20 protein-coding genes are annotated in these 18,534 nt (G+C 68.4%); 5 read left to right on the top strand and 15 right to left on the bottom strand.

Annotation, left to right across the window (positions count from 1 at the left end; all coding sequences use genetic code 11):
* Positions 1–165 precede the first annotated feature (165 nt).
* Positions 166–1,221 carry an NAD(P)-dependent alcohol dehydrogenase gene (locus tag EX88_RS0106060; RefSeq protein WP_031371105.1) on the bottom strand — a complete coding sequence of 352 codons (1,056 nt, stop codon included), beginning with the start codon at positions 1,219–1,221 and terminating at the stop codon, positions 166–168.
* 134 nt (positions 1,222–1,355) lie between these two features.
* Here EX88_RS0106060 and EX88_RS0106055 point away from each other — a divergent pair, with 134 nt between their 5' ends.
* Positions 1,356–1,838: a YajQ family cyclic di-GMP-binding protein gene (locus EX88_RS0106055; RefSeq protein ID WP_031371104.1), complete on the top strand. Its 483-nt coding sequence runs from the start codon at positions 1,356–1,358 to the stop codon at positions 1,836–1,838.
* Position 1,839: 1 nt separating this feature from the next.
* Positions 1,840–2,394, top strand: coding sequence for a DUF1415 domain-containing protein (locus tag EX88_RS0106050; RefSeq protein ID WP_031371103.1), 555 nt, complete (start codon positions 1,840–1,842; stop codon positions 2,392–2,394).
* Positions 2,395–2,688: 294 nt separating this feature from the next.
* Here EX88_RS0106050 and EX88_RS0106045 read toward each other — a convergent pair whose 3' ends face one another.
* The 3 genes from EX88_RS0106045 to EX88_RS0106035 are packed head-to-tail and all read right to left on the bottom strand — an operon-like array spanning position 2,689 to position 5,163.
* On the bottom strand, positions 2,689–3,393 hold the full coding sequence (locus tag EX88_RS0106045) for an HAD family hydrolase (RefSeq protein ID WP_036148155.1): 705 nt from the start codon (positions 3,391–3,393) through the stop codon (positions 2,689–2,691).
* Entirely contained in the window at positions 3,386–4,087 is a 702-nt protein-coding gene (locus tag EX88_RS0106040; RefSeq protein WP_031371101.1) for a pseudouridine synthase, read from the bottom strand. The genes EX88_RS0106045 and EX88_RS0106040 overlap by 8 nt, the downstream gene beginning before the upstream one ends.
* A complete protein-coding gene (locus tag EX88_RS0106035; protein ID WP_031371100.1) occupies positions 4,084–5,163 on the bottom strand; it encodes a class I SAM-dependent methyltransferase in 1,080 nt (359 codons plus the stop codon). The genes EX88_RS0106040 and EX88_RS0106035 overlap by 4 nt, the downstream gene beginning before the upstream one ends.
* 89 nt (positions 5,164–5,252) lie before the next feature.
* Here EX88_RS0106035 and EX88_RS0106030 point away from each other — a divergent pair, with 89 nt between their 5' ends.
* The gene (locus EX88_RS0106030) at positions 5,253–6,029 is read left to right on the top strand and encodes a hypothetical protein (protein ID WP_036148153.1); all 777 of its coding nucleotides are present in this window, start codon (positions 5,253–5,255) and stop codon (positions 6,027–6,029) included.
* 117 nt (positions 6,030–6,146) lie between these two features.
* Positions 6,147–6,404 (top strand): hypothetical protein, encoded by a 258-nt coding sequence (locus EX88_RS0106025; protein WP_031371098.1) that lies wholly within the window; start codon positions 6,147–6,149, stop codon positions 6,402–6,404.
* A 98-nt stretch (positions 6,405–6,502) separates the two neighbouring features.
* On the opposite strand, the gene EX88_RS0106020 is transcribed toward EX88_RS0106025, so the two are convergent.
* Complete coding sequence (locus tag EX88_RS0106020) at positions 6,503–9,007, bottom strand: ABC transporter permease (RefSeq protein WP_031371097.1); 2,505 nt, start codon at positions 9,005–9,007, stop codon at positions 6,503–6,505.
* A gap of 5 nt (positions 9,008–9,012) precedes the next feature.
* A complete protein-coding gene (locus EX88_RS0106015) occupies positions 9,013–9,774 on the bottom strand; it encodes an ABC transporter ATP-binding protein (RefSeq protein ID WP_235186205.1) in 762 nt (253 codons plus the stop codon).
* Positions 9,775–9,822: 48 nt separating this feature from the next.
* Between EX88_RS0106015 and EX88_RS0106010 the strand changes: the two genes are divergently transcribed.
* Positions 9,823–10,671, top strand: a complete 849-nt coding sequence (locus EX88_RS0106010; RefSeq protein ID WP_081930656.1) for an arylesterase — start codon at positions 9,823–9,825, stop codon at positions 10,669–10,671.
* A gap of 33 nt (positions 10,672–10,704) precedes the next feature.
* Here EX88_RS0106010 and EX88_RS0106005 read toward each other — a convergent pair whose 3' ends face one another.
* From EX88_RS0106005 to EX88_RS0105960, 9 genes are all read right to left on the bottom strand, one after another.
* Positions 10,705–11,478 (bottom strand): Crp/Fnr family transcriptional regulator, encoded by a 774-nt coding sequence (locus EX88_RS0106005; protein WP_081930655.1) that lies wholly within the window; start codon positions 11,476–11,478, stop codon positions 10,705–10,707.
* 269 nt (positions 11,479–11,747) lie between these two features.
* A complete protein-coding gene (locus EX88_RS0106000) occupies positions 11,748–12,083 on the bottom strand; it encodes a RebB family R body protein (protein WP_031371093.1) in 336 nt (111 codons plus the stop codon).
* Positions 12,084–12,223: 140 nt separating this feature from the next.
* A complete protein-coding gene (locus tag EX88_RS0105995; RefSeq protein ID WP_031371092.1) occupies positions 12,224–12,547 on the bottom strand; it encodes a RebB family R body protein in 324 nt (107 codons plus the stop codon).
* A 104-nt stretch (positions 12,548–12,651) separates the two neighbouring features.
* Complete coding sequence (locus EX88_RS24380) at positions 12,652–13,389, bottom strand: hypothetical protein (RefSeq protein WP_051884595.1); 738 nt, start codon at positions 13,387–13,389, stop codon at positions 12,652–12,654.
* A complete protein-coding gene (locus EX88_RS0105985) occupies positions 13,389–13,790 on the bottom strand; it encodes a hypothetical protein (protein ID WP_031371090.1) in 402 nt (133 codons plus the stop codon). Before EX88_RS0105985 ends, EX88_RS24380 begins: the two co-directional genes overlap by 1 nt.
* Positions 13,791–13,838: 48 nt before the next feature.
* The gene (locus EX88_RS0105980; protein WP_031371089.1) at positions 13,839–16,094 is read right to left on the bottom strand and encodes a hypothetical protein; all 2,256 of its coding nucleotides are present in this window, start codon (positions 16,092–16,094) and stop codon (positions 13,839–13,841) included.
* An 81-nt stretch (positions 16,095–16,175) separates the two neighbouring features.
* Entirely contained in the window at positions 16,176–17,210 is a 1,035-nt protein-coding gene (locus EX88_RS27055) for a hypothetical protein (protein WP_235186204.1), read from the bottom strand.
* A 280-nt stretch (positions 17,211–17,490) separates the two neighbouring features.
* Positions 17,491–17,727 (bottom strand): RebB family R body protein, encoded by a 237-nt coding sequence (locus EX88_RS0105965; RefSeq protein ID WP_031371088.1) that lies wholly within the window; start codon positions 17,725–17,727, stop codon positions 17,491–17,493.
* A gap of 190 nt (positions 17,728–17,917) precedes the next feature.
* Complete coding sequence (locus EX88_RS0105960) at positions 17,918–18,475, bottom strand: RNA polymerase sigma factor (RefSeq protein ID WP_031371087.1); 558 nt, start codon at positions 18,473–18,475, stop codon at positions 17,918–17,920.
* Positions 18,476–18,534: the final 59 nt, after the last annotated feature.

The raw sequence follows: 18,534 nt of genomic DNA, 5'->3' as shown, positions 1-18,534 counted from the left end.
GCGATGCGCCCTGGCCGGGCCGCAGACGTAGAGACTTCAGCGCTCTACTCGGACGAGCCCTGGATCCCCGCCTTCGCGGGGATGACGGAATCGAGAAGGCGGTCGTGCTGGGGACGACGAAGTCGAGAGCGACGGCCGCGGTTCGGCGGCCGTCCCGGGCTCGCCTCAGGCCGCCTGGCCCAGACTGGCGATGTCGATGACGAAGCGGTAGCGCACATCGCCCTTGATCATGCGTTCGTAGGCCTCGTTGATCTGGGCGATGTCGATCAGCTCGATGTCCGAGGCCACGCCGTGTTCGGCGCAGAAATCCAGCATTTCCTGGGTTTCGCGGATGCCGCCTATCAGCGAACCGCCGAGCTTGCGCCGCTGCATGATCAGCGCGCCCGCGGCGACCGTCGACGGCGTTTCCGGAATGCCCAGCAGGACCATGGTGCCGTCGAACTTCAACAGGCCCAGGTAGGCGTTGTAATCGTGATCGCCGGACACCGAGTCGATGATGAAATCGAAGGAACGCGACAGCGTCTTGAAGGTCGCCTTGTCGCGGGTGGCGGCGAAGGCCTGCGCTCCCAGCGCCAGCGCCGCCTCGCGCTTGGACTCGGAGGTGCTCAGCACGGTCACCCGCGCGCCCATCGCCACCGCGATCTTGACCGCCATATGGCCCAGGCCGCCGAGGCCGACCACCGCGACTTCGTCGCCGGCCTTGACCCCGTAATGCTTCAACGGCGAGTAGGTGGTGATGCCGGCGCACAACAGCGGCGCGGCGCGATCCAGCGGAATCGACTCGGGAATGTGCAGCACGTAGTCCTGGTCGACGGTGATGCGGGTCGAATAGCCGCCGTAGGTCGGCGCCCCGGTGCCGCGCTCGCGCGAGTTGTAGGTGCCGGTCATGCCCTGGTCGCAGTACTGCTCCTCGCCGGCCCGGCACTGCGGGCATTCGCGGCACGAATCGACGAAACAGCCGACGCCGACCGCGTCGCCGAGCTGGAAGCTCTTGACGTTGGCGCCGAGCCGGGCGACCCGGCCGACGATTTCGTGACCCGGCACCATCGGGAAGGCCGAACCGCCCCACTCGTCGCGGGCCTGGTGAATGTCGGAATGGCAGACGCCGCAATAGAGAATGTCGATCAGGACCTCGTTCGGGCCCGGCTCGCGGCGCTCGATCGAGAACGGAGCCAGCGGCGTGCGCGCATCGACGGCGGCGAAGGCGGCGGTTTTGTGCATGAGGTCGGATCCTGGAAACGGGTGAACGGAGTTTATCGGCGCCCCGATGAGCGGGGCGTCGGCCCGCCGCAACAGTGCATATCGCCCCCGCGCTTGCGTTACCCTTTGCCGGTTCTCCCCCCAGCGAGTGTGCCATGCCTTCCTTCGACGTCGTGTCCGAAGTCGACACCCACGAACTCACCAATGCGGTCGACCAAGCCAACCGCGAACTCGGCAACCGTTTCGATTTCAAGGGCGTCGATGCCGAGTTCGTCCTCGACGACAAGAGCATCACCCAGTCGGCGCCGAGCGAATTCCAGCTCGAGCAGATGACCCAGATCCTGCGTGCGCGCCTGATCGCGCGCAACATCGACGCCCGTTGCCTGGAATTCGGCGACGTCGAGACCAACCTGGCCCGCGCGCGCCAGAAGATCACCGTCCAGCAGGGCATCGAGCAAAAGCTGGCGAAGAAGATCGCCGCAACCATCAAGGACGCCAAGCTCAAGGTCGAGACCCAGATCAACGGCGACAAGCTGCGCGTCACCGGCAAGAAGCGCGACGACCTGCAGGCGGTGATGGCACTGCTCAAGGGCGGCGAATTCGAGCGCCCGCTGCAGTTCGACAACTTCCGCGACTGAGATGAGCGCGATGGCCCCGTCCGGCGACGACCCGATCGCGGCGACCCGGCGCTGGCTGGAGCGCGCAGTGATCGGCCTGAACCTGTGCCCCTTCGCCAAGGCGGTGCTGGCCAAGGGCCAGGTGCGTTTCGTCCTCAGCGAGGCCACGACCACCGAAGCCCTGCTGGAAGAGCTGGCCTCGGAGCTGGTGCTGCTGGAGCAGAGCGACCCGGAGCTGATCGACACTACCGTGCTGATCCATCCGCACGTCTTGAACGAGTTCCTGGACTTCAACGATTTCCTGGAACTGGCCGATGGCGTCGTCGCGGCCTTGGACCTGGAAGGCGAGATCCAGGTCGCCAGCTTCCACCCGGACTATCAGTTCGCCGACACCGCCTACGACGATGTCGGCAACTGCACCAACCGCTCGCCTTACCCGACCTTGCACCTGTTGCGCGAAGCCAGCGTCGAACGCGCGGTCGCGGCCTTCCCCGATCCGGACGTGATCGTCGAACGCAATCTGGCGACCTTGGAAAAGCTCGGCCTGGAGGGCTGGCGCAAGCTGATGGCGGGTTGATTGGCTAACGCTCGGTGGACGGCAGGGGCGACGGGCAGAGCAGAGCAAATCCCCCTTCCCCCCTTTTCCAAAGGGAGGAACAGCCAGCGCGACTTAATGTATGGATTCGCTGGCAGGTTGCAGACTCGGGGCCGCTCGCCACGGCTAGCACGTTCGCATCGGCTTGAAAGTCCGCGAGCGACGGATACATCCGATGGCGAAGAGCACCTGCCCGGAAGCACTTCCCCCCTTTTGCAAAGGGGGGGGCCAGGGCGGGAGTTGCTCTTGCCCTACACCAGCCCGACCAGCCCGCGCTTAGCCCGCAGCCGCCGCGCGCGCGCCCAGCGCCCTATCCAGCAAAACGCGCGCCTGCACCAGCGACTCGGCGATGCGGTGCCCCAGGCCGCGCAATTCCGCGCGCGGCGGGACCAGGTCGGGCACCTGGATCGGCGTTGCGCCGGCGGCGAGCGCGGCGCGCACGCCGGGCTCGGAATCTTCCAGCACCAGGCAACGGCGCGGATCGACGCCGAGCTGCCGTGCAGCCAACAGATAGATGTCCGGCGCCGGCTTCGGATGCTCGACGTCGCTGCCGGTGACGATCACCGCGAACCGCTCGATCAGGCCGCTCGAAGTCAGCTTCGCCAGCGCGCGTTCGCGACGGGTCGAGGTCGCGACCGCCTTCGGGATATCGTGCGCATCGAGCAGGTCCAGCAAGTCGATCAAACCGCTCTTGAGCGGCAGGCCGGCGGCGACGCGCGCGTCGTAGAGGCGGTCGCCGGCGTCGCGCAGGCGCAAGGCCGTGTCGGCGCCGAGGCGCTCGGCGAGCATCGCGTGGCTGGCGCGATCGTGCATGCCGACCATGCTCAGCCACAGCGCGTCGTCGGCTTCGATCGACTCCTCCACCGCGGCGGCGCGCCAGGTCTCGAGCATCGCGCGCTCGCTGTCCAGCATCAGGCCGTCCATGTCGAACAACACCGCATCGGGGACGAAATCGATCGGCGGCAATCCGGACTCAACCACGGAACAAGGTCTCGATATCGGACGCGTCCAGCCTGCGCCATTGCCCGCTCGGCAGATCGCCCAGCGACAAGCCGCCGATGCGGCTGCGGTGCAGGGCTTCGACATGGTTGCCGACCGCGGCGAACATGCGCCGCACCTGGTGGTAGCGGCCTTCGGTCAGAGTCAGGCGAGCCTGGCGCGGGGCGACCACGTCGAGCACGGCCGGCGCCAACGGCGTCTGTTCCGACTCCAGCATCAGCTCGCCGCTGGCGAAGATCGCGCCCTCGTCGCCGCGCAGATCGGCGGCCAGCGTGGCCTCGTAGACCTTGGCCAGCTGCGCCTTCGGCGACACGATCCGATGCAGCAGACCGCCGTCGTCGGTGAACAACAGCAGGCCGCTGGTCTCGCGGTCGAGCCGGCCGACCGAGGACAACAACGGCGAACGCGCGCGAAAACGCGGCGGCAGCAAGTCGTAGACGATGCGTCCGGGGTCCTTGGTCGAGCAGGTGTAACCGACCGGCTTGTGCAACAGCAGGGTCAGGCCGGCCGGCGGATCGAGCGGCTCGCCGTCGAGGCGGATCGCCTCGTGGGCGACCTTGTCGTCGGCGTACAGCACCTCGCCCTGCGCATCGGTGATGCGGCCGGAACGGAACATCGCGGTGACGTCCTTGCGGCTGCCATAGCCCAGGTTAGCGATCAGCTTGACCAGTTTCATGCGCGCGCCTTGCCCTGAGCCTTCGAATGCTTGACCGCTTCGACGACCTTGAAGCCGCCGCGCTGGGCGACGATGCGGACCTGGCCGAAGCGTTCGTCGAGCACCGATTCGTAGGGCAGATGGCGGTTCGCCACCAGCCACAAGCGGCCGCCGGGGTTCAACGCTTCGGCGGCGACGGCGATGAAGCGGCGGCCCAGGTCGGGGCGCTCGTCGCGGCCCTGGCCGTGGAACGGCGGGTTGCTGACGATCACGTCGTAACCGCGGTCGAGGCCGGCGGTGACGTCGTGCCAGTGGAATTCGAGCTCGGCCGTCGTCGCCACGCGCGACAGATTGGTCCGCGCCAGTGCCAGCGCGCGCGCCTGCGCTTCGTACAGGTCCACGGCGACGATGCCGGGGCAGCGCGCCAACAATTCGGCCGAAAGATAGCCGTAGCCGGCGCCGAGATCGGCGGCGCGGCCGCGCAGATCGCTCGGCAGGTGCGCCGCGAGCAAGGCCGATGCGGTGTCGATGCGGTCCCAGGCGAACACCCCGGGGCGGCTGACGAAGCGGCCGCCGAGGATCTCGCGCGGCGCGTCGAACGCCGCCCAGGCCGCGGCCTGGGCAGGATCGGCCGCGCCGTCCAGCGGTGCGGTCCAGAACGCGCGGCATTTGCGCTTGGACAGGCTGCCGACCGGGCCGGCGATGCGCCCCAGGTCGGTCTCGCCGGAACGCGCGCCCTCGTCGTTGCGCATGCAGGCGAGCACGCGCCCGCCGGGTGCGGTGCGCGCGATCGCCTGGGCGAACAGCGCGCGCGCCTCGTCTCGCTGGCGCGGCGGCAGCACCAGCACCAGCGGGAAGCGCCGGGCCGGGTCGAGCGTGTCCAGGTCGACTGTGTCCAGGCCGGCGCGGTGCAAGGCGTCGACTTCGGGCTTGAAGCCCTGTTCGCAGACCAGGCCGGGGCGCGGCTGCTGACGCAGGCCGATGCCGTCGCGCGCGTGCAGGAACAGCGCGCCGCCCTGTTCGGGCCAGCGCAGCACGCCGTCGGCGAGGGGCTGGAAGAGGGTGTCGAGCGCGTCGTCGGAGCGGTCAACGCGCATGCGGGTAATTCTGAATGGCGGTCATCGCACGGATTTTACGCGCGACCGCGCTAGGGTGTCGGCATCGCATCCAACGGAATGCATGCCTCATGCGCCTGCCCGTCCTGATTGCGGCCCTGTTGATGCCCGCGGTGGCCTGGTTTTCCCAACAGGGCGTGTTCGGCCCCGACAACGGCACGATCTCCGACCGCTACCCCACCCTGCTGGTCGCGGCCGGCTACGCCTTCGCGATCTGGGGCCCGATCTTCCTCGGCGACCTGATCTTCGCCTTCTGGCAGCTGCGCGGGCGCTATCGCAGCGCCGACAGCCTGCGCCGGCTGCGCCCGGCCGCAGCCGCCGGCTTCACCCTGACCGCGCTGTGGATGCCGATCTTCTCCCAACAGTGGTTCTGGCTGGCCTTGGCGGTGATCTGGCTGGCTCTGGCCTGCCTGGCCCGCTGCGCGGTGCTGCTGTCGCGCGACAGCCACCCCCTGCCCGGGCAGATCGCCTGGGCCAAGTTCCCGATCTCCTTACATGCCGGCTGGCTCAGCCTGGCCGCGTTCCTGAACACCGCCCAGGTGATCGTCGCCTATCGCCTGTTGCCGACCGACGACATGCTGGCCTGGAGCCTGGTGCTGCTGGCCGCAGCCGCCGCGCTGCTGTTGCTGTTGAACGCGCGCATGCGCGGCAACGCCGGCTATACGATCGCCGCGCTGTGGGGCCTGGCCGGCGTCTACGTCGAACAATCCGGGTCGGTCTTGCATGGCGCGCAGATCGCCGCCTGGGGCGCGGTGGCGATCGCCGTGTTGTTGCTGGCGCAGACCTTATGGTTGCGCCTGCACCCGCGGCACCGGGTGTTTTCCGGCCACCTCTCGCCGGGCGAGTGATCGTCGTCGGCGCGTTCGCGCTGCGGCGTCGTTGCGGCTGCGCAACAGCGGCTTCATCGCCACGCAACGCCGCGACCGCGAGGATGGAACATCGTCCAGCCCAAGGAGCGACCCACGATGCGAGCCCTTTTCATCGGCGGCACCGTCGACAACAGCGAACTCGATCTCGACGACGGCACGCCGCCGCGCCATTACCCGCCCGACACCGGCAGCGGCCACTCGCGTTACCGCTTGCACCACGTCGGCTTGCGGCAGAACGATACGGTCTATGCGGTGTATGCGGCACCGGACCTTGCCGACGGTGAGGTCGAGCGGGTCGCGCAGGAGCGCGGCTATGCGCGCCGGTTCCAGGCGGAGCCGCAGGTCAGCGAGTGACTGAAGACCGGTGAGCCTCACTGCTGCGCGCGCCCCTCTCCCGCACGCGGGAGAGGGGCTTATCGAAGCCGAAGTTCAGTGAGGTGGGCTCGCCGAACTCAGCCCTGCAATTCGCGCAAGGTCACCGACGGTGGTGCGTCCAGTACCCGGCGAGTGGCGAACATGCCGGCCGCCAAGGCCGCCAGCACGCCGGCGGCGGCGCCGAACGCGGCCATGCGCGCGTCGAATTCCCAAGGCAGATCGAACACCTGCACCGCGACCACGCCGGCCAGCACCGAAGCGGCGATGGCCGCGGTCAAACCCGACAGCAGACCGATCGCGGCGAACTCCGAGGCTTGGGCCAGGCGCAACTGGCGCCGGCTGCCGCCGAGCACGCGCATCACCCCGCCTTCGAGCAAGCGTTCGTCCTGGCTCGCGCTGACCGCCGCCATCAACACCAGCACGCCGGCGACCAGGGAGAAATAGAACACCACCTCGACCACGGTCGAGACCTGGTCGGCGGTGCTGCGCACTTGCTTGAGCACCTGGTCGATGTCGATCACCGACAGGTTCGGGAAGCGTTCGACCAACTGCGAGGTGAAACGCGTGCGCTCGGCCGGCACGTTCATCGCGGTGATGTAGCTCGCCGCATAACCGTCGAGCGAACCGGGCGAAGCGATGACGAAGAAGTTCGGGCGGAAACTTTCCCAATCGACCTTGCGCAGGCTGGTGACGGTGGCCTGGAAGTTCTGCCCGGCGATGTCGAAGCCGACCTGGTCGCCGAGCTTCCAGCCCAGCTCCTCGGCGAAACCTTCCTCGACGGAAACCTCGGGCCGGGCTAGCTTTCGCGCGGCCCAGAACTTGCCGTCGACGATCTTGTTGTCCGAGCGCAGGCTGTCGGCGACCGACAGATTGAATTCGCGCTCGGCCAATTGCTTGGCGCGCTCGCCGCGCTCGGCATAGTCGGCGCCGGTGACGGCCTTGCCGTTGTGCGCGACCAAGCGCCCGCGGATCATCGGAAACAGGGTCGGCGCCGGCAGGCCTTGCTCGCCGATGAAACGGCGCACGTCGGCGATCTGGTCCTGCTGCACGTTGATGATGAAGCGGTTCGGCGCATCGGCCGACAACGACAGCTGCCAGCGATCGAGCAGATCGGTGCGCACGAAGGTCAGCAGCAGCAAGGCCATCAGGCCCAGGCCGAGCGCCGAGACCTGGGCGATGCTGGTGCCGGCGCGGCGGCTGACGTTGGCCAGGCCGTAGCGCAGGCTGCCGCGCAAGCGCGAACGCAGGCGGCGCACCACCACGATCAGGCCCCAGGCCAGCAAAGCGAGCACCGCCAGGGTCGCGGCGATGCCGCCGAGCATGGCCGCGCCGAGCGCGACCGAACCGGCCTTCCACCACAGCAGCGCGCCGAGGCCGAGCAGGCCGACGATCGCGACCACCCAGGCGCTGGGCTCGGTCGGGTCGAGATCGCGGCGCAGCACGCGCAGGGCCGGCACGCGCCGCAGCGCGAGCACCGGCGGCGCGCCGAAAGCGAGCAACACCACCATGCCGACACCGAAGCCTTGCACCGCCGGCAACCAGCCCGCGCCCGGGATCGACATCTTCAAGGCTTGTTCCAGCCAACCGCCGATCAGCCATTGCAGGCCGAAGGCGAGCGCGACGCCGATCGCGCTCGCGATCAGACCCAGCAGCACCATCTCGCCGACGTGAATGCCGACCAGGGTGCGCTGGCTGGCACCAAGGCAGCGCATCACCGCGGTGCCGGACAAATGGCGCTCGCTATGGCGGCGTGCGGCCATCGCCACCGCGACCGCCGCCAACACCACCGAGACCAGCGCGGCCAAACCGAGGAAACGCCCGGCGCGGTCGAGCGCCGAACGCACTTCCGGACGCGCGTCGGAAATGGTTTCCAGGCGCTGGCCGCGTTGCAGCGCGGGCTTGGCCGCGGCGACGAAACGCTCGACCGCACCGGGCGCACCGGCGACGACGAGGCGATAGCGGATGCGGCTGCCGGGCTGGACCAGCCCGGTCGCGGGCAGATCGCCGGCGTTGAGAAACACCTTCGGCGCGATGTTGAAATAGTCGAGCGAGGCATCCGGTTCCTGCACCACCAGCGCGGCCAGGCGCAGGCTGGAATCGCCGATCGCGATGCTCTGGCCGATCTGCGCGCCGAGCGTGTCGGCGCCGGCGCGGCTCATCCACACCGTGCCCTTCGCCGGCACGCCCTGCGCATCGCGTTCGGCGCCAGCGGCGCGATCGACGATGCGGAAACTGCCGCGCAAGGGAAAGCCTTCGCCGAGCGCGCGCAGATCGCCGAGTTGCAGACGTTCGCCGACCCGGATCATGGTCTGCAGTTCGGTGGCTTCGGCGCGGCGCAGCGCCGGCACCGACGCCGCCCGGCGCAGGGCGCCCTCGATCGGGTGATCGGCGCGGATCACCGCATCGCCGCCGAGCAGGCGATTGGCTTCGATGGTCAACGCGCGTTCGGCGCGATCGGTGACGAAGCCGACCGCGGTCACCGCCAACACGGCCAATACCAGCGCCGCGAGCAGGATGCGCACGTCGCCGGCCTTGAGGTCGCGGCGCAGCTGCCGCCACGCCAACGACACGGTGCGGGGCATGCCGCTCACTCCTGCACCAGGCGGCCGCTGTCGAGGCGGATGCGGCGATGGCAGCGCTCGGCCAAGTGCTCGTCGTGTGTCACCAGCACCAAGGTCGTGCCGGCATCGGCGTTGAGTTCGAACAGCAATTCGATGATCGCCTGGCCGGTGTGGGTGTCGAGATTGCCGGTGGGCTCATCGGCGAACAACAACGACGGCCGGGTCACGAAGGCGCGCGCGAGCGCGACGCGCTGCTGCTCGCCGCCGGACAACTGGCGCGGGTAATGATCCAGGCGCTGGCCCAGGCCGACCTTGGCCAGGATCGCTTGCGCCGGCGCGAAGGCATCGCGGTCGCCGCGCAGTTCCAGCGGCAGCATCACGTTTTCCAACGCGGTCAGCGATGGCAACAGCTGGAAGCTCTGGAACACGAAGCCGACTTTCTCGCTGCGCACGCGCGCACGGCCGTCCTCGTCGAGCGAGGAAATCGGTTCGCCGTCGAGCACGACCGTGCCGCCGCTCGGCGAGTCCAGGCCCGCCATCAACGACAGCAGGGTGCTCTTGCCCGAGCCGGAGGCCCCGACGATCGCCACGGTGTCGCCCTTGGCGATCGAAAATCCGACCCCATCGAGGATCGTGAGTTCGCCGGACGGCAACGCCACACGCTTGCTCAGCCGGTCGACCTCGAGGGTCGGCACCGCCGCACGCGATACCGCTTCAGCGTGCGTCCCGTCGCGACCCTTCACGATGGAATCGGCCATGATCGAATCGGCCAGGTTGGAAGCTGCCATGATCGTCCTATCTGTTTGCCTCGCCGTATCTTCGGGAGACGTTATTAAATGAGTTTTAAGAACTGCAACCGCGAGGGCTTCGATTTCGGGGATCGCGACGGCGCGAGCGCCAGCGTCGCCAGCATCGCCCCGGACCGCGCCTGCGGCCCGGCCGGCGATATCGCAGCCCGGAAAGAACGATATGCGGCATCGCCGGGCCGCGTTCAATGGGCCGTTGGTCGTGGCGCCCGCGCCGCGCTGCTGGCCGCGGCCGTGCTGCTGAGCGCTTGGGCGCCGCTGCAGGCGCAACCGGCGACCGCCCCACGAGCCTCGGCCAAGCCTGCGGTCGCCGCACCGGCGGCCAAGGCGGCGCGCACCGTGCTGTTCATGGGCGACTCGCTGTCGGCCGGCTACGGCCTGGCCGCTTCGCAGGGCTGGGTGGCGCTGACCGCCGAGCGCATCGCCAAGACCAAGCCCGGCTGGAAGGTGGTCAATGCCAGCATCAGCGGCGAAACCACCGCCGGCGGCGCCTCGCGCATCGCCGGCGAACTGCAGCGCAACCGTCCGGCCGTCGTGGTGATCGAACTGGGCGCCAACGACGGCCTGCGCGGACTGCAACTGGCGCAGAGCCGGGCCAACCTCGAACGCATGATCGCCGCGGCCAAGGCGGCCAAGGCACAGGTGCTGCTGATCGGCATGCGCATGCCGCCGAACCTCGGCAAGGAGTACACCCAGGGCTTCGAGCGCAACTTCCGCGAACTGGCGAACCAACACGGCACCGCCCTGCTGCCGTTCCTGCTCGAACCGATCGCCCTCGACCGCGCCGCATTCCAGGCCGACAACCTGCACCCGATCGCGAGCGCGCAGCCGAAGCTGCGCGATCACGTGTGGACTCGGCTCGGGCCGATGTTGAAATAGCTGCGAATCGAAACGGGCGCGAAGGCGTCCGCTTCAGGCGCTGTGGCGGGCCGCGGTCGAACGGGCCCGTGCGTGCGGCTTCTCGGCATCGCGTCCGAGATAGGCCTTGCAGCGGAACTGGTCGATGTCGTTGATGCGCAGGATGTTGCGCTTGCGGCTGACCAGGCCGCTGCGGTGCCAGGTTTGCAATTGCGCGTTCAACTTGGGCCGGCTGGCGTTGACCATCGCCGCCAGGATGCTCTGGGTCGGCGGCAGGGCGACCTCGAAACTGTCCTCGCGCGGACGCGTCTGCGACCGCATCAGCGACAACAGATACCTCGCCAGGCGCGATTCGAGGCGATGCAGGCACATCGTCTCCAGGCTTTCCACCGCTTGCCGCAAGCGCATGCACAACGAGGCATGGGCGCGTTCGATGACCGCCGGGTCCGCCGTCAGGCTCGGGAAGTGGCGGCGCGACAGCAACAGCACGCGGGTCGGACTGTAGGCCACCGCGGTGAAGGTATGCGAGTGGTTGTCGAGCAACGGCGTTTCGTCGACCGTTTCGCCACTTTCAATGGTGTCGACGATGAGCTCCTGACCATCGGGACCGTACAGCAGCTTATAGATCCGCCCGTGAATGACGAAGGCGAGGAAGTCGCTGGAATCGTTCTTGAAGAACAGCGCATCGCCTTCTTCGAGGTTGAGTTCGGTGGAATGGCGGGCGATGTGTTCCAGCAGCGTCGCCGGCAAACCGCGCAGGAGGTTGCAGCGATCCAGGCCCCAGCGGCGCCGGCGCACGGCGATGTTGTCTTCGAGTGTCACGCACATACGGGCGGCCGCGTGCCCGAGCTGGCGGTTGCGTAAGTCCGGGCGGCGACGAGGCCGCGATCATGGTGGCCGCGCATGCGGCCGATGGCACGTTGCATAACGCCCCCTGTGGATCGTCTGCGTTCGGAGCCTGCGGCGAGCGGCGAGATCCGTCGATCGAGCTGTGTCGGAGGTGCGGCGCCGTTGCGGCGCCGCCAGCGCGAACCCGGCACGCAGGAGCCGGTACGATGCCGGCGCCAGCAGCGGCCCGGCATCGTGTCCCTTGCGGATTACGCGTACGGCGACGGCTTGAACGAGGTGAGCACGGTCAACAGGCTGGTCAGGTTGTCCGCCACGCCGGTCTGAGCGACCTTCTCGGTGGCGCCTGCGGCGGCGGTGGTGTCGACGCTGTAGATCTGCATCACGCCCTGGTTGGCGGCGGCCAGCGACAACGAATTCTGCTGCTGCTGCGAGGAAACCGCGTTCTCGAACAGGATGCCGGTGGAGTGCGCGGCGGCCTGGAAGATCGAGCCCATGGCGAAGGCCGGCGCTTCGCCGATGACCTTGACGTTGGACTGGGTGACGGCGTCGGTGATCTGGTTGTTGACTGCGGTGGGAAAGGCCATGAAGAAATCCTCGGTTGGCGATTACTGGAAAGCGAATGAGCCCGGATGCCGGCCCGGCTCAGCGCGAGCGCGGACCGGCATCTTTGGCCTGACCGTCGCGGTCAGGCCCGAACGGCTGCGAGGTATGCGAATCGAACCGATTACGGCTTGAACGCGCGCAGCACGGTCAGCAGGCTGGTCAGGTTGTCCGACACGCCGGTCTGGGCGATCTTTTCGGTCGCGCCGGCGGCGGCGGTGGTGTCGAGGCTGTAGATCTGCATCACGCCCTGGTTGGCCGCCGCCTGCGCCAGCGTGTTCTGCTGCTGCTGCGCGGACACGGCGTTTTCGAACAGGATGCCGGTCGAGTGGGCCATCGACTGGTAGATCGAGCCCATCGCGAAGGCAGGCGCCTCGCCGATGACCTTGACGTTGGACTGGGTGACGGCATCGGTGATTTGATCGTTGACGGCGGTAGGGAAAGCCATGTTGAACTCCTTGGAGGGATGAAGTACGGCCGATGCCGTACGTGTTGGAAGAACGAGTCATCTATCGCGTTGTGAAGCCGATGCTGGCGCCTTGGCGGCGTGTTTTAGTTGTTGTCCCGATCGGGTTTTGCAGCGGAATTTCCGCTGTTTTCCGCATCGGCACGCGACTCGTCCGATGGCGCGGAATTCTGGGTCTTCGGGATCAGGCCGTTGTCCTTCGCGGCGTCGATCACGCTTTGCAGTTGTTTGGCGAGCGGCCCGAACTGTTTGTCGAAGCAGGCCTCGACTTCGAGCTGGACGAGGTGCGCCAGTTGATCGGCGATCTGCGCGATCATCGGCCGCTCGCCGGCGGCGCCTGCGTTGCCGGGCGGCGGCTTGGGCGGACGCAGATCGTCGAGCGAGGTGGCGCGCTCGACCGCGCCGAGCACCGCCGCCTCGGCTTCGCGCTCGGCGCGTGCATCCTTGCGCACCGTCGCCTGGGTACGGCGCAGGCTTTGCTCGATCACGTCCTCGATGCGCTGACGGCCGGATTCGATGAGGTTGCCGGCCTGCGAACGGCCGAGCTGTCCGACCGTCGGCGCGCCGGCCGGCGCCGCTGCGCGCGCCTTGGAATCGGCGTCGATCGCATCCAGCGCCGCGCTCACCTGCACGCGTTCTCCGTCGCTGAGTTCGCGGCCGAGCACGTGCAAGGCCAACAGGCCGACGTGATGGTCCAGTTCGGTGCGGATCGGATCGGCGGCGGTTCGGCTCATCGAGGCACCATTGAGCGCGGCGCCATTGAGCGCGGCGCCGTTGACGGCCGCTGCGCTGGCGAAGCTTGCATCGGGAGGGGCGGCGGACATCAGCGCGCTCCCAACTGCTTCAGCAACGCGCTCAGCACCTGCTGGGGCTGCACGCCGACCAGCTTGGCCAAGGCCGTCAGGACCTGCTCGGGCGACACCCCGGCCAGTTTCGTCAGCGCTTCGAGTACGTCCGGGCGCAGGAAGCGCTCGATCAGCTCGTCGCCGTCCGCGGCCGGCTCGGCCGGCGGCGCCGGATCCGCTACCGGCGCGGTCGCCGGCGCCACCGGCGGCGCCGATGCCGGCGCGAGCGCGTGCTCCATCGCCTCGCTCGATGCGGCGTGCGCCGCCGATACGGCCTGCTCCACCGCCTGTTGCGACGCCGCTTGCGCAGCCTTGACCGCCGGCAGATCGAACAGACCTTCCAGTTCCTCGTGCAGCAGGTAATGCAGATTCTCGTCCATTGCGAACTCCGGTCTTACAAGGGATGCGATACGCAATGCGGTCGCCGATCAGGCCGGGCTGGGCTTGCGCGTGACGGTGACGACGGACGCCGGCGCCTTGTATCCGGCGATCGACGCAGTGATTTGCCGCGTGCCGGCAAAAGCCGCGAGTGGGCCGACCGTGGCCTGCCAGTAGGCGGCCGAGACGCTGGCGACCAGTTGTTGCAACTGCGCGCCGACGTTGCCCTGGCTCGACGCGGAGGCCTCGAAAGGCACCAGGTCGTAGGCCAGCAGCACGATCGTGCGCAGGAATTCGTCCTGGATGTCGCTGTGTTCGAGGCCTTGCGCATCCGAGCCGAGCAGGTAGGAACGCCAGTTGATGAACAGGTTCAGGGCCCGGCACAGCGCCGCGAACCAGACGCTGCGCACGCCGCTGTCGCCGGCCAGGGCTTCGACCAAGGCCTGGAATGCGGCATAGGCGCGGTCGAGGTTGGCGACGCTCGCGATCAGCGCCATCGCCGCGGCCAATTGCTCCTGGATCACCGGCTTGCCGGCGACGAACAGATCGGTCAGCGTCGCGGCATCGCGCACCAGGCTCATGAGTTGGGCGATCTGCGCGGCGCTCAGGGCCTGCAGGCCGGTGAACATCAGCCTGTCGCTCGCGACGCGCAGCAGGTCGGTGTCAACATAGCCGTCGAGGCCGCCCTGGGTCGAAGCGAACCATCCCGGAGCGCCGGTGACCGCATGCCCCCCCAGATGGGTGTCGAAGGCGATGAAGGGGTACTTCGCAGCGACGAAGCTGCGGTAGTGGCAGGCGTGGCCGAGTCGGAACCCCAGCAGGCTGGCGTTCGCCGTCAACAGCTCGTAATAGCTCGGGCCCTGCTCCGACGACGGCAGATCCAGCGATTCGCACAAGGCCATCGTGTTGCGTTTGCCGGCGGAGTCGACCCGCTCGCGCGTGCGCGCGCTGGCGACGTCGTAGCGGCGCAAGGTCAGGCCGTCGCAGGTCAGGCTGTCGTTGCGGAACATCTCGTCGAACAATCCCGAGACGTCGTAGGTCCGATGCGGCGGCGTGCCCGCGCTGTCGCGCGCCTCCTCGGCCTGGCGCCCTTTGGCCGCGGCCAGGCAGGCGAAGACATAGTCCGAATAGGCGCGATAGAAACCCGTCGCCGGCAACCGCAACGAATAGGCCATGGCATAGCCGATCGCCGAGCGATTGTCCGAAGACAGACCCGCGTCTTCTCCGCACTGGATGTGGTTGGTCAGTTGCAAGGCACGCGCGCCCGCGCCGGCACCGAAGAAACGGGTCAGCTCCGGGCTCGGTTGAACCTGCTGCTGCGCAGTCAGAAACGCGAACAACTCGGCGTAGTGGCCGCCCCTGTTCCCGCTGCCGGGCAGGTCGATGCCGATTACCTCGCCGAGGCTCGGATCTTCGAACAGGGGCAGGATCCTGGCGCTCAGATCGCGTTCGAGCGCCTGCGCGCCGGCGTAGACCGCCGAGGTCCGCGCCAGCAGCTTGTACTGGGTCTGGCGGGCTCGGTTGTAGCTCGCGACGACAGCATTGGCCGCGCGGATCTCGTCCTCGCCGATGGCCGTCTGCACATGGGCGACGCCCTGCTGTTCGAGATAGCGCAGGCTCATCGCCATCCACTGCAGATAGCGTGTTTCGCCTTCGGGCTCGGCGCGCAGCCGTTTGATCGCGAACGAGCGTGCGCAGCAGGCATCGTCGAACGGCGTGTACTGGCCGGCGCTGTAGATCTTGCGGTTGAAGTAACGCAAGGCCGGCATCAGCTGGTCGAGCGTCGTCGAGGTGTTCGGCTTCGCGCCCTTGACCAGGGCCTCGAGCGCGCCGCGCACGGTCTTGTACAGCACCGGGTCGGTGGCGGCGATGCCGCGGCGCAGGTTCAGGCCTAACCAACGGGTCAAGCAGACGCAGGCGATGTAGAGATTCTCGGCGATGCATTCGCCGCGCTCGTAGCGCGCGCGGTTGCCGCTGGCGGCCAGGCTGGCGAGCGGATTGCTCTCCTCCATCCACGACAGCGCCTTGAGAAACAAGGACACCGCGCCGCGACCGGCCTGGGCGTCGTCGGCTTCGCCACCGCCGAAGGCCGCGGCCAACGACAGTTGCTGGCCCTTGGCGATGGCGACCGTGGCCTGCACTTCGACCGTGCCGTCGCGGCCCTGCACCTTGTACGCGACCGGCAATTGCAGCGAGTCGCCGGCCACCGACGCCGCATCTTCGACCGGCAGGATGCCGGCGAAACGGCTGTGGTAGTCGAAGCGATAGCTCGGCAATGTCAGCGACGGCAAGGCGAAATAAGCCATGGCCCGGGTCCTGTGGGTGCGGTGCGGCGACGGCGGGCCGACGCGGGCGTGCGTTCACGCCCGCGCGGGACGGCGCGGCGGTCAACTGCCCTTGCGGTTCTGCAGCAGCGAGGAGTACTTGGCGATGCTTGAATCGATGCGGTCGATGGCGAAGCTCGCCGACTCGGCTTCCATCGCACCGGCAGCGGCGGCAACGGCGGCGGCCGCGCCCATGAGGATGTCGGTGGCGAGAATGCCCAACGCGTCCTCGGCGGCTTTCTCGAGGTGGTTGTCGACCAGGTCCTGGGTCATTTGCCGCATCAGGATGCCTTGGCTGGCCAGCGCGATCTTGCTGACACCGTCGAAATAGGCCGCGGCCGATTGCGCCACCAGGCCGGCGGCCTGGCTGATCATCATGTCCGGCCCGGTCGCGATCTGCGACGGCGCATACGACGCGGTCTCGGCGTTGGTGAATTGGACCGCCTGCACGATCTGCTGATTGAGCGCGTCGGTCGGCGGCGGAGCCGGCGTCGGCGGATCGACGCTCTTGGCGACCGCCAGGCTGCGCGCCGCGGCCAGCGGCGAGGGCGGTGGCGTCGCAGGAGTCGCAGGAGTCGACGGCGGCGTGCCCGCGGCGGCGGCCGAGGACGGTGCCGCGGCGGCGCTGGCAGGCGACGTCGCGGCGGCATCGCTCGGCGACGTGGCACCCGCTGCTGCGGGTGCTGCGGGTGCCGTCGATGCCGCGGGTGCGGCAGCGGCGGGCGTTGCCGTAGCCGCCGGCGCGCTCGGATCGACAGGCGCAGCCGGCGTAGCGGACGTCGCCGGACTCGCACTTGCGCTCGCGTCGGCCGGCGTCGTTGCGGGCGTCGTTGCAGGCGTATCTGCGGCAGCCGCGGGAGCCGTCGGCGCGTCGCTCGGCGGCGGCGCAGCGGTGGCCGCTGCCGCGGTCGCGGCCGGCGTATTCGCCGGGTCGGGCGCGGCCGGCGCCGCGGATTCTGCAGGCGCAGGCGACGCCGCGGCAGCGGGCGCGGTGGCGGCCGGCGCCGGAGTCGTCGCGCTGGCGCTGGCGCTGGCCGCTGCGGCATCGGCGGCGGGCGGATCGATCGGTGCGGGAGGTGTGGTGGCGTTGATGATCATGGCGGCGGGTATCGCTATAGGCGGCGTGGCAGCGGATGCCGCAATGGGCAGCGTGGGGCTGGCCGTAGCGGTGGAGGGTGTCGGCGTGGACGATGCGATCGACGGTGCGGACGATGCTGGCGGTGGCGCTGCGCTCGCGTTGCGAGCCGTTTTCTTGCCCGACGCGTTCTTGCTCTTGCCGGGCCGTTGTTTCATCGCCGGGCGCTCCCACAACGAGGGTCGCGAGCGGGAACGGGCTCATGCCCTCGCCTCGCCGGCGCCAGCGCCGACGCAGCGAGCGTCATGGCTTCTCCCCGATCGCCATGATCAGCGCAACCGCCTTGGACACCACCGCGCTCGAGATCTGGTTGAGCACTTGCTGGCTGTGTACGGCGTTCTGCAGCGACAGGCCGGCCGAATGGCTGGACACTTGATAGAGGGATGCGATCGCTTGCGCGGGCGCTTCGGCGACCACCTTGACGTTGGTTTGGGTGACAGCGTCGGTGATCTGCGAATTGACGGAGGTCTCGTCGGCCATGAGCCTGTCCTTGAATGGTGCGGTTTGAAGGGGTCGGCATGACCGGCGCCGGGGTCGCGCTGTCCATTCCGTTATTCGTCGTGGGTCTGATTGGGAGGAACGCCCGGCCAGTACCGTTGTGAAACGAGATTTGACCGATGCGCTTGCAGACCCCGCGAACGAGGTCTCCGCCCCGCCCGCTCGAACGCGCTCAGTCGCGCGCCATCGCAGTCTTCAGACGGTTGCGCAGCAGCTCCACGCGCTTGCGCGCGAGCGGCTGGTTGATATGGAATTTCTGGGCGATCACCGGGTACGGCAGATCGTCGATGAAGCGATAGGCGAACAGGCGACGCTGTTCGCGGCTCAAGCGCGAGACCGCGGCGACGACGCGATCGAGTTGCTGGTCCAGTTCCAGCTTCTGCAGCGCCGACAGGCCGTCGTGGGCGAAGCCGCTGGCTTCGCTGTCGATCTCGCGGTTGCGGTCGAACACCTCGCGGTCGCGTCCTCGCCGGCGCACGCTGTCGAGAAATACGTGACGCAGCACCACGAACAGGAAGCCGCAGGGATCGGTCACGGTCTGCGGCGCGCGGCGCATGAACAGCAGGGCCTTGATCGCGGTATTGGCCAGCAATTCCTCGGCCTGGTCGCGCTGTCCGTCGGCGAAGCGGCGCGAACGCGCCTCCAGTTCGGGCAAACACATCCGCCAAGCGTTGGCGAACATTTCGTCGGCGACCTTGAGGTCGTCGCGCTCATTCTTGGGACGTTCCATCTCTCGCTTCTCCTGTGTCGAGCACCTGAGAGCGAGTCTGGTTAGGGGGTCTGGCGATG

The organism is Lysobacter antibioticus, from assembly GCF_000731095.1.
GTDB lineage: Bacteria > Pseudomonadota > Gammaproteobacteria > Xanthomonadales > Xanthomonadaceae > Lysobacter > Lysobacter antibioticus_B.
The sequence above is the reverse complement of the archived record's forward strand: the minus strand, read 5'-3'. Positions and strand labels throughout refer to the sequence as shown.

What these genes read in the sequence shown, in the direction of transcription:
- EX88_RS0106060 (WP_031371105.1), bottom strand. Translation starts at nt 1,221, where the DNA reads ATGCACAAAACCGCCGCCTTCGCCGCCGTCGATGCGCGCACGCCGCTG.
- EX88_RS0106055 (WP_031371104.1), top strand. Translation starts at nt 1,356, where the DNA reads ATGCCTTCCTTCGACGTCGTGTCCGAAGTCGACACCCACGAACTCACC.
- EX88_RS0106050 (WP_031371103.1), top strand. Translation starts at nt 1,840, where the DNA reads ATGAGCGCGATGGCCCCGTCCGGCGACGACCCGATCGCGGCGACCCGG.
- EX88_RS0106040 (WP_031371101.1), bottom strand. Translation starts at nt 4,087, where the DNA reads ATGAAACTGGTCAAGCTGATCGCTAACCTGGGCTATGGCAGCCGCAAG.
- EX88_RS0106035 (WP_031371100.1), bottom strand. Translation starts at nt 5,163, where the DNA reads ATGCGCGTTGACCGCTCCGACGACGCGCTCGACACCCTCTTCCAGCCC.
- EX88_RS0106030 (WP_036148153.1), top strand. Translation starts at nt 5,253, where the DNA reads ATGCGCCTGCCCGTCCTGATTGCGGCCCTGTTGATGCCCGCGGTGGCC.
- EX88_RS0106025 (WP_031371098.1), top strand. Translation starts at nt 6,147, where the DNA reads ATGCGAGCCCTTTTCATCGGCGGCACCGTCGACAACAGCGAACTCGAT.
- EX88_RS0106020 (WP_031371097.1), bottom strand. Translation starts at nt 9,007, where the DNA reads ATGCCCCGCACCGTGTCGTTGGCGTGGCGGCAGCTGCGCCGCGACCTC.
- EX88_RS0106015 (WP_235186205.1), bottom strand. Translation starts at nt 9,774, where the DNA reads ATGGCAGCTTCCAACCTGGCCGATTCGATCATGGCCGATTCCATCGTG.
- EX88_RS0106010 (WP_081930656.1), top strand. Translation starts at nt 9,823, where the DNA reads ATGAGTTTTAAGAACTGCAACCGCGAGGGCTTCGATTTCGGGGATCGC.
- EX88_RS0106005 (WP_081930655.1), bottom strand. Translation starts at nt 11,478, where the DNA reads ATGTGCGTGACACTCGAAGACAACATCGCCGTGCGCCGGCGCCGCTGG.
- EX88_RS0106000 (WP_031371093.1), bottom strand. Translation starts at nt 12,083, where the DNA reads ATGGCCTTTCCCACCGCAGTCAACAACCAGATCACCGACGCCGTCACC.
- EX88_RS0105995 (WP_031371092.1), bottom strand. Translation starts at nt 12,547, where the DNA reads ATGGCTTTCCCTACCGCCGTCAACGATCAAATCACCGATGCCGTCACC.
- EX88_RS24380 (WP_051884595.1), bottom strand. Translation starts at nt 13,389, where the DNA reads ATGTCCGCCGCCCCTCCCGATGCAAGCTTCGCCAGCGCAGCGGCCGTC.
- EX88_RS0105985 (WP_031371090.1), bottom strand. Translation starts at nt 13,790, where the DNA reads ATGGACGAGAATCTGCATTACCTGCTGCACGAGGAACTGGAAGGTCTG.
- EX88_RS0105980 (WP_031371089.1), bottom strand. Translation starts at nt 16,094, where the DNA reads ATGGCTTATTTCGCCTTGCCGTCGCTGACATTGCCGAGCTATCGCTTC.
- EX88_RS27055 (WP_235186204.1), bottom strand. Translation starts at nt 17,210, where the DNA reads ATGATCATCAACGCCACCACACCTCCCGCACCGATCGATCCGCCCGCC.
- EX88_RS0105965 (WP_031371088.1), bottom strand. Translation starts at nt 17,727, where the DNA reads ATGGCCGACGAGACCTCCGTCAATTCGCAGATCACCGACGCTGTCACC.
- EX88_RS0105960 (WP_031371087.1), bottom strand. Translation starts at nt 18,475, where the DNA reads ATGGAACGTCCCAAGAATGAGCGCGACGACCTCAAGGTCGCCGACGAA.